Raw genomic sequence first — 9,133 nt, 5'->3', positions numbered from 1 at the left:
AGGCTTTAACGGATAAGAGTTTTTTTCTAGTCTAAAAAGTGGTATAATAGCATGTAAAACTAGAATTAATAGAAAATTAAAAATTTAGTAGATGGTGAAATATGAAAATTAGTAAAAGGTACCTGTTGAATTACTCTATTTTAGTGCCCTATATTCTCTTATCCGTTCTGGGATTGATAGTGGTATATTCGACAACGAGTGCATCCTTGATTCAGGAGGGTAAGAGCGCCTTTCAATCGGTTCGAAATCAGGGCTTGTTTTGGATCGTTAGTTTGTTGCTTATTGCAGTAATCTATAAACTGAAACTTGGTTTTCTTCGAAACGAACGTTTGTTATTTATCGTTATGTTTGCTGAGTTAGTGTTACTAGCTTTAGCTCGTTTGATTGGTATTCCCATCAATGGTGCTTACGGTTGGATCAAAGTAGGACCTATTACTGTTCAGCCTGCGGAATACTTGAAAATTATCATCATTTGGTACTTGGCTCAACGTTTTTCAAAACAACAAGAAGAAATTGCCGTTTATGATTTCCAAGTTTTAACTCAAAACCAATGGTTGCCTAGATCCTTTAACGATTGGCGGTTTGTACTTCTAGTCATGATTGGTAGTTTGGCTATTTTCCCTGACCTTGGAAATGCTACAATTCTCTTTTTAGTAGCATTGTTGATGTACTCAATTAGTGGGATAGCTCACCGATGGTTTGCAACTATTCTTGGAGTATTGACCAGTTTATCCTTTGTTTCTCTAACAACCATTAAGCTTGTTGGTGTTGATAAGTTTTCTAAGATTCCAGTATTTGGATACGTAGCTAAACGATTCAGTGCTTTCTTTAATCCATTTGATGATGTCGCTGGTGCAGGACACCAGTTGGCAAATTCATACTATGCTATGGTAAATGGAGGATGGTTTGGGCTAGGATTAGGAAACTCTATCGAAAAACGAGGCTATCTACCTGAGGCACACACGGACTTCGTTTTCTCTATTGTGATTGAAGAGTTTGGATTTGTCGGTGCCAGTCTTATTTTAGCTCTATTATTCTTCCTAATTCTTCGTATTATTTTAGTGGGGGTACGAGCAAAAGATCCGTTTAACTCTATGGTAGCAATCGGTATTGGTGGAATGATTTTAATTCAGGTATTCGTTAATATCGGAGGGATTTCAGGATTGATCCCTTCAACAGGTGTAACCTTCCCATTCCTTTCACAAGGGGGGAATAGTCTCCTGGTTCTATCAGTAGCTATCGCCTTTGTGTTAAATATCGATGCTAGTGAAAAACGTGCAAAACTCTACCGCGAATATGAAGCACAGCTCTAAGAAAATGTGACAAGGAGAAGAATATGTCTCTTCAAAAACTAGAAAATAACAGAAACAAAACTGTAGTCCAAGAAGAAGTTCAAATCTTGACAGATTTACTTGAAGATATCACGAAAAATATGCTTCCTGCTGAGACTTTTGACAAGATTATGCAGTTGAAGAAGCTATCATCAAATCTAGACTATCAAGGACTAGATAAGGTAGTTAGAAGCCTTTCAAATGATGAAATGGTCTACATCTCTAGATATTTCTCTATTTTACCACTTTTGATTAACATCTCCGAAGACGTAGACTTAGCTTATGAGATTAACCATCTAAACAATATTGATCAGGATTATCTTGGTAAATTGTCAACAACCATTGAAATGGTTGCTGAAAAAGAAAATGCGGCTGAAATTCTTGAACATCTGAACGTGGTGCCTGTATTAACAGCCCATCCAACTCAGGTTCAACGTAAGAGTATGCTGGACTTGACTAATCATATCCATACTCTCTTGCGTAAATACCGTGACGTGAGAATGGGACTTATTAACAAAGAAAAATGGCACAATGATCTTCGTCGCTACATTGAGATTATCATGCAGACGGATATGATTCGTGAGAAGAAACTTAAAGTAACGAATGAAATCACAAACGTGATGGAATATTACAATAGTTCTTTCCTACAAGCTGTACCAAATCTAATGTTAGAGTATAAGCGTCTTGCAAAAGAGCAGGGACTTGACCTAAAACAAGCAAAACCTATCACCATGGGAATGTGGATTGGTGGAGACCGTGATGGCAATCCATTTGTAACTGCTGAGACACTCATGCGTTCTGCTACCATTCAAAGTGAAGTGATCTTAAACTACTACATCAGTAAAATTTCTAGTCTCTACCGTACCTTCTCTCTTTCTACTAATTTATCTAAGACAAGTAAGGCTGTTGAAGAAATGGCAGCTCAATCTCAAGATACTTCTGTTTTCCGCGAGAAAGAACCTTATCGTCGTGCTTTTCACTTTATTCAATCAAAATTAATTCAAACGCTTTTAAATTTGAAAGAGTGGGCTCTTGTCGGCTCATCAGCAGATGAACGCCATCACATTGAACGACTCTTTGGAACTCAAGGACATCAACAAGGAGTAGTTACTGACTATATTAGTAATCGTCTCTCAGGAGCCATTCAAGAATTGGCTGAAGATCGTCCTCCTTACTACGAAACAATTGAAGAATTTAAACAAGACTTAGCTATCATTAAAGATTCATTGCTTGAAAATAAGGCAGAAGCCTTGCTTACTGGAGAGTTTGCCGAGCTTTTGGAGGCTGTTGAAGTCTTTGGTTTCTTCTTGGCATCTATCGATATGCGCCAAGACTCAAGTGTTCATGAAGCCTGTGTTGCTGAATTGTTAGCATCTGCTGGAATTAATGACCATTATAGCGATCTTTCAGAAGATGAGAAGTGCGAGTTGCTTTTACATGAACTATTAGAAGACCCTCGAATCTTGTCAGGAACTCATGCTGAAAAGTCTGAACTTCTTGAAAAAGAATTAGCCATTTTCCAAACTGCACGTGAATTAAAAGATCGTTTGGGAGAAGACGTCATTCGTCAAACGATTATTTCTCATGCAACCAGCGTGTCTGATATGTTAGAATTGGCGATTATGCTGAAAGAAGTCGGTCTTGTAGATGCTGAAAAAGCACGTGTTCAAATCGTGCCTCTCTTTGAAACAATTGAGGATTTGGATCATTCCGAAGAGACTATGAGAAAGTATTTCTCTTTACCGCTTGCTAAGAAGTGGATTGCTTCAAAAGATAATTATCAAGAAATCATGCTAGGGTACTCTGATAGTAATAAGGATGGTGGTTATCTATCATCTTGTTGGACATTATACAAAGCTCAACAACAATTAACCGCTATCGGTGATGAATTTGGAGTCAAAGTAACCTTCTTCCACGGTCGTGGTGGTACTGTTGGTCGTGGTGGTGGCCCTACTTATGACGCCATTGCTTCTCAACCACTCAAATCAATCAAGGACCGTATTCGATTAACTGAACAAGGAGAAGTTATCGGAAATAAATACGGAAACAAGGATGCAGCTTACTATAACTTGGAAATGTTGGTATCAGCGGCTATCAACCGTATGATTACACAGAAGAAGAGTGATACTAATACGTCAAATCGCTATGAGGCAATCATGGACCAAGTAGTCAGTCGTAGCTATGATATCTACCGTGAACTAGTATTTGGAAATGATCATTTCTACGATTATTTCTTTGAATCTAGTCCAATCAAGAATATCTCAAGCTTTAATATTGGTTCTCGTCCAGCAGCACGTAAAACAATCACTGAAATTGGTGGTCTACGTGCCATTCCTTGGGTATTCTCATGGTCACAAAGTCGTGTCATGTTCCCAGGTTGGTATGGTGTTGGGTCAAGCTTCAAGGAATTTATTGATCAAGATCCCAAAAATATTGAATACCTTCGTGACATGTATCAGAACTGGCCTTTCTTCCAGTCACTCCTATCTAACGTTGATATGGTTTTATCAAAATCAAATATGAATATTGCTTTTGAATATGCTAAACTTTGTGAAAGTGAAGAAGTACAAACAATCTACTACACTATTTTGGATGAATGGCAATTGACTAAGAATGTTATCCTGGCTATCGAAGGCTATGATGAACTTTTGGCAGAAAATACTTACTTGAAAGACAGTCTAAATTACCGCATGCCTTATTTCAATGTTCTTAACTATATTCAGTTAGAGTTGATTAAGCGTCAACGTCGTGGTGAGCTTTCTTCAGATGAAGAAAGATTGATTCATACGACTATTAACGGAATTGCTACAGGATTACGTAATTCAGGTTAATAAAAGCAATATTTTCCAAAAACCGTAGGAATTTTCATAATTTTTTAAAATAATTCATGAAAATCCTTGACAAGTTTTAGTAAAATGATATAATTTAAGCATTCAGAAAGTAATCATCGAATTTTTTTAGCGAGTCTGTGGTTGGTGGAAACAGACAGAAGAAGATGATGAAATTGGGCTGGATGTTATTAAGAATTTGAAATCATAAGAATTCGGTGCGCACACCTTACAGTGCAACTCGTGAAGCGAGTAAGAGCGATAGGAATAATTCCTATAATTGAGGTGGCACCGCGCATCGACGTCCTCACACAAGTTTTTTGTGTGAGGACTTTTTCTATGGGGAGGAAAAAATGATGGAAATCAAACGATGGCGACGCTTGGTAAAGTTATATTGAAAGTGACATGAACATTACTAAGTTTAAGTGAAATAAGGAGAAATAGATATGAATAAACGTTTAATTGGTATTATTGCAACACTAGCACTTGTAGTTGGAGGAAGCTTGGTCTACTCTAACTTAACGAAACAAGATACTAAAACCGAGACAACTAACAAAACTGCTAAGGTTGGTGTTCTACAGTTCGTCAGTCACCCATCGCTTGACTTGATTTATCAAGGTATCCAAGATGGACTTGCTGAAGAAGGCTATAAAGGCGACCAAGTTAAAATCGACTTTATGAATTCAGAAGGTGACCAAAGTAAGGTTGCCACAATGAGTAAACAATTGGTGTCAAATGGAAATGATGTTGTTGTCGGAATTGCGACACCTGCAGCTCAGGGTCTAGCAAGTGCAACAAAAGACCTTCCTGTTATCATGGCAGCTATTACAGACCCAGTTGGAGCTAACCTTGTACAAAACTTGGAAAAACCAGGTGGAAACATCACAGGGGTATCTGACCATAACCCTGCTGAACAACAGGTTGAATTGATTAAAACATTGACACCTGACGTTAAAACAATCGGAGCCCTTTATTCAAGTAGCGAAGACAACTCTAAATCACAAGTTGAAGAGTTCAAAGCTTATGCTGAAAAAGCTGGTTTGAAAGTCGAAACTTTTGCAGTTCCATCAACTAACGAAATTGCTTCAACAGTTAACGTTATGACAGGAAAAGTAGATGCAATCTGGGTTCCAATTGACAACACAATCGCATCTGCGTTCTCAACTGTAGTATCAAGTAACCAAACAGCTAAAAAACCAATCTACCCAAGTGCAACTGCAATGGTAGAAGCAGGTGGTTTGGCATCAGTGGTTGTTGATCAACACGATCTTGGTGTGGCTACTGGTAAGATGATCGCTAAAGTCTTGAAGGGTGAAAAACCAGCTGATACTCCAGTTAATGTCTTCTCAACTGGTAAATCAGTTATCAATAAAAAAGTGGCTCAAGAACTTGGAATCACTATACCTGAATCAGTTCTTAAAGAAGCTGGTCAAGTAATCGAATAAGAATGAAGGAGGAGTTGGAGACATCTCCTCCAATTTTTAAAAGAAGGAAATGAATGTAACATGATAGTATCGATTATTTCACAAGGATTTGTCTGGGCTATTCTAGGTTTGGGAATCTTTATGACCTTTCGAATCCTCAACTTTCCAGATATGACAACCGAGGGTTCCTTTCCTCTAGGTGGAGCTGTAGCAGTAACTCTTATTACACAAGGGTTTAATCCTTTTCTTGCTACATTAGTAGCTGTTGGAGCAGGTTGTCTTGCAGGTTTAGCGACTGGTCTTCTTTACACGAAAGGAAAGATTCCAACACTCTTGTCTGGTATTTTGGTGATGACTTCTTGCCATTCTATCATGCTCATGATTATGGGTCGGGCAAACCTTGGGCTCTTAGGAACTAAACAAATCCAGGACGTTCTTCCTTTCTCATCTGAGGTTAATCAATTATTTACAGGTTTAATTTTTGTGACTTTGGTTATTTTACTCATGCTTTTCTTCCTAGATACTAAATTGGGACAAGCTTATATCGCAACAGGAGATAATCCAGATATGGCTCGTAGTTTTGGTATCAATACGGCACGTATGGAGCTAATGGGCTTGATTTTATCGAATGGTGTCATAGCTCTTGCAGGAGCTCTTATCGCTCAACAAGAAGGTTATGCGGATGTTTCTCGTGGTATCGGGGTTATCGTAGTTGGACTTGCTAGCTTGATTATCGGAGAAGTACTCTTTAAGAGTCTTACATTAGCAGAACGTCTGGTTACTATTGTTGTTGGTTCTATTAGTTACCAATTCTTGGTATGGGGAGTCATTGCTCTTGGCTTTAATACTAGCTACCTCCGTCTATACAGTGCTCTTATCCTAGCAACTTGTCTAGTCATTCCAACCCTTAAGGATAAATACTTGAAAGGAGTCAAGTTAAGCAAATGACAGCGATTGTAGAATTAAAAAATGCCACAAAAATTGTGAAAAATGGATTTGATGAAGAAAAGATTATCCTAAACGATGTTTCGCTTGATATTTATGAACATGACTTCATCACAATCTTGGGTGGAAATGGTGCAGGAAAATCAACCCTCTTTAATAGCATCGCGGGAACTTTACCTTTAACCAGTGGTAGTATTCGCATCATGGGTGAGGATGTGACTCATTTTAGTCCTGAAAAACGTGCCAAGTACCTTTCTCGTGTCTTTCAGGATCCTAAGATGGGAACTGCTCCTCGTATGACGGTTGCAGAAAATCTCTTGATTGCTAAGTTTCGTGGGGAAAAACGTGGACTTTTTCCGAGAAGACTCTCAGCTTACAAGGAAGAATTTCAAGCAACCATTGAGAAAGTCGGAAATGGTCTAGAAAAACACTTGGATACACCGATTGAATTCTTGTCAGGTGGACAAAGACAGGCCTTAAGTCTCTTGATGGCAACCTTGAAACGTCCTGAACTCCTTTTGTTGGATGAACATACGGCAGCCCTTGACCCTAAAACAAGTGTGTCCTTGATGGAATTGACAGATGATTTTGTCAGCAAGGACCATCTAACAGCATTGATGATTACCCACCATATGGAAGATGCTCTCAAGTATGGAAATCGTCTCATTGTTATGAAGGAAGGACGAATCATCCAAGATTTAAACAAGGATGAAAAAGCCAAGATGAAGATTTCAGATTACTATCAGTTATTTGAGTGACAATTTTTAAAACATGTATCATTATAAACTTAGAAGTAGGATTTCTACTTCTAGTTTTTTTGTGTTAAAGGGAGTTTATCAAAAACTAGTCTTATTGTCGCCGTCTAATATTTTATAGTATAATGATTCTAAGGAAATGGTATCTAGAGATATAAAATTTCTAAAAAGATTGTATCATCTGAATGTTATCTCGTCTTTAAAATATGACGTTAAAAATATATTTTGACAGTAAAGAGTATATAAGTTTTAGGTAAGGAAAAAGGTAGATGAAAAAAATTTTAAAAATTCTAGTCATAACGATATTAGTTTTTCTAACTTTGTTTGGTCTATATCGTGTCTATCAAAAGAATTATTATAAAGAAGTGTATGAATCTTTAAGTAATGTTTTTCTAGAGATGAACTATGCAGAAACCCATAGTGGTATCTTACCTGGACTCGCTGATTTTAGCAAAGCCGTTGACGGAAGTCAGTCGTTTAGAGATCCAGACTGGATAATTTCCATAGGACTTGATGCAGGCTTGTCTGAAAATGAAAGTTTAGAAGTGATTGTGGGTTTTGAAGAAACTTTTATTATTGAATACCAGCAACTATTATCTGATGGGAGATATCTTTATATAAAATATGACTACAATGATAAGAAACTCAACCAATCAGTCGAAATCTCAGATTCTAAATGGTCGGTAACGTATGACTTAGCTAGTTACAATATACTCCATAAGGATGAGGGAAAACTAGATTTGGAGGCATATAAAGAATTATCACGTCAGTCGAAAACAGGGGATTCGATGCCTAATTTTTACCTAACAAATCCCAACGAAGTACTAGAGTATTTAAAACCTCATGGAATTGATGAAGCTTGGATTAACGAAAAATCCCACTTCATGCTCTATGATGTCGTTCTGGCACGTTGGTTCAAAAATGGTAGTCAACGCTACTCAGTTGACAATCTTGGAGATGTAGAGATTGTGCCACTAAGTTTTTCTGAATAGACTAATCAATTTTTAGGTTTTTAGGATATAGTTACTCTATATCGAACAGCTATCTTCTGTTGTGATAGAAACATGCAAAAAGTCTCTAGGAAGGATTTCTTCGAGAGTTTTATGACATACCTATGACCTAAAGGATCAGTTGCATACAACGACACAAGGAAGTGGAGAGAAGGCTTCCACCTCTAACTATACCTACGACAGTGTAGGCAATGTCACTTTGGTCACAAATGGAAATGGCAAGGTCACAAGCTATAGCTATGACCAGCTTTCCAATCTAGTGGAGCGTATGACCAGTCTAGGAGATAAGGATATCTATACCTATAATGTCAATAACCAGCTCGAAAAAGTAACGTATTAAAAATGAAAAAAGTAGGAGTCCAATCATATGAAACTAGGTAAATTTAATTTTGAAAATAAAGGTAGCTCTTTAGCAGAATTGGGTGTCGCAAGTTATGCGTATACATATCAAGATATGTTGGCCTATATTGAGTGGATAGAATCAAAAAAGTTTGTTATTCTTGGTGGAGATGTGTATTCAAGACAAGGCGATATGTTTGATATAACTTATGATAGCTGGTATTATACTCCTAAAAATAAAGATAATGATTCACAGGAGTCGATTTCTGTGGCCAAAAATTATATCAAACAGTATACAAATAGTAATGGAGAAAATTTTTATTTTGCAATAGTCGTTTCAGAATAATAAGGCAGTAACCAAAGTGTTACCTTTACAAAAATTTGGGCTTTCCGTTCAGTCTACGAAAGTTTAGAATTAATAGATAGTTACTGGGAGCAAGGATTAGCAAAGAACAGACCACTTTATCTGACCAACTATATCTATGAAGTCGAGAATGCAGA

General features: G+C 37.4%; 8 protein-coding genes and 1 other annotated feature. All 8 genes read left to right on the top strand.

The genetic code is table 11. From position 1 onward, the window contains the following. The first annotated feature begins 101 nt into the window (after positions 1-101). The gene (gene ftsW, locus ACWPUA_RS05965) at positions 102-1,313 is read left to right on the top strand and encodes a cell division peptidoglycan polymerase FtsW (RefSeq protein ID WP_454379794.1); all 1,212 of its coding nucleotides are present in this window, start codon (positions 102-104) and stop codon (positions 1,311-1,313) included. Positions 1,314-1,336: 23 nt separating this feature from the next. Continuing rightward, complete coding sequence (gene ppc, locus ACWPUA_RS05960) at positions 1,337-4,162, top strand: phosphoenolpyruvate carboxylase (protein WP_454379792.1); 2,826 nt, start codon at positions 1,337-1,339, stop codon at positions 4,160-4,162. 94 nt (positions 4,163-4,256) lie between these two features. Continuing rightward, positions 4,257-4,471: a binding site (T-box leader), on the top strand. A gap of 134 nt (positions 4,472-4,605) precedes the next feature. After that, positions 4,606-5,604 (top strand): tryptophan ABC transporter substrate-binding protein, encoded by a 999-nt coding sequence (gene trpX / locus ACWPUA_RS05955; protein WP_454379790.1) that lies wholly within the window; start codon positions 4,606-4,608, stop codon positions 5,602-5,604. Between the two features lie 60 nt (positions 5,605-5,664). Beyond that, positions 5,665-6,531: an ABC transporter permease gene (locus tag ACWPUA_RS05950; RefSeq protein ID WP_454379788.1), complete on the top strand. Its 867-nt coding sequence runs from the start codon at positions 5,665-5,667 to the stop codon at positions 6,529-6,531. Then, positions 6,528-7,286: an ABC transporter ATP-binding protein gene (locus ACWPUA_RS05945; protein ID WP_281137118.1), complete on the top strand. Its 759-nt coding sequence runs from the start codon at positions 6,528-6,530 to the stop codon at positions 7,284-7,286. Before ACWPUA_RS05950 ends, ACWPUA_RS05945 begins: the two co-directional genes overlap by 4 nt. A gap of 266 nt (positions 7,287-7,552) precedes the next feature. Beyond that, positions 7,553-8,275: a TipC family immunity protein gene (locus tag ACWPUA_RS05940; RefSeq protein ID WP_454379786.1), complete on the top strand. Its 723-nt coding sequence runs from the start codon at positions 7,553-7,555 to the stop codon at positions 8,273-8,275. Between the two features lie 139 nt (positions 8,276-8,414). Further along, on the top strand, positions 8,415-8,633 hold the full coding sequence (locus ACWPUA_RS05935) for a hypothetical protein (RefSeq protein WP_454379784.1): 219 nt from the start codon (positions 8,415-8,417) through the stop codon (positions 8,631-8,633). A 27-nt stretch (positions 8,634-8,660) separates the two neighbouring features. Next, complete coding sequence (gene imm40, locus ACWPUA_RS05930; protein ID WP_454379782.1) at positions 8,661-8,978, top strand: Imm40 family immunity protein; 318 nt, start codon at positions 8,661-8,663, stop codon at positions 8,976-8,978. Positions 8,979-9,133: the final 155 nt, after the last annotated feature.

The sequence above is a fragment of the Streptococcus sp. Marseille-Q6504 genome (assembly GCF_965111625.1).
This window is presented reverse-complemented; position numbering and strand designations above follow the sequence as displayed.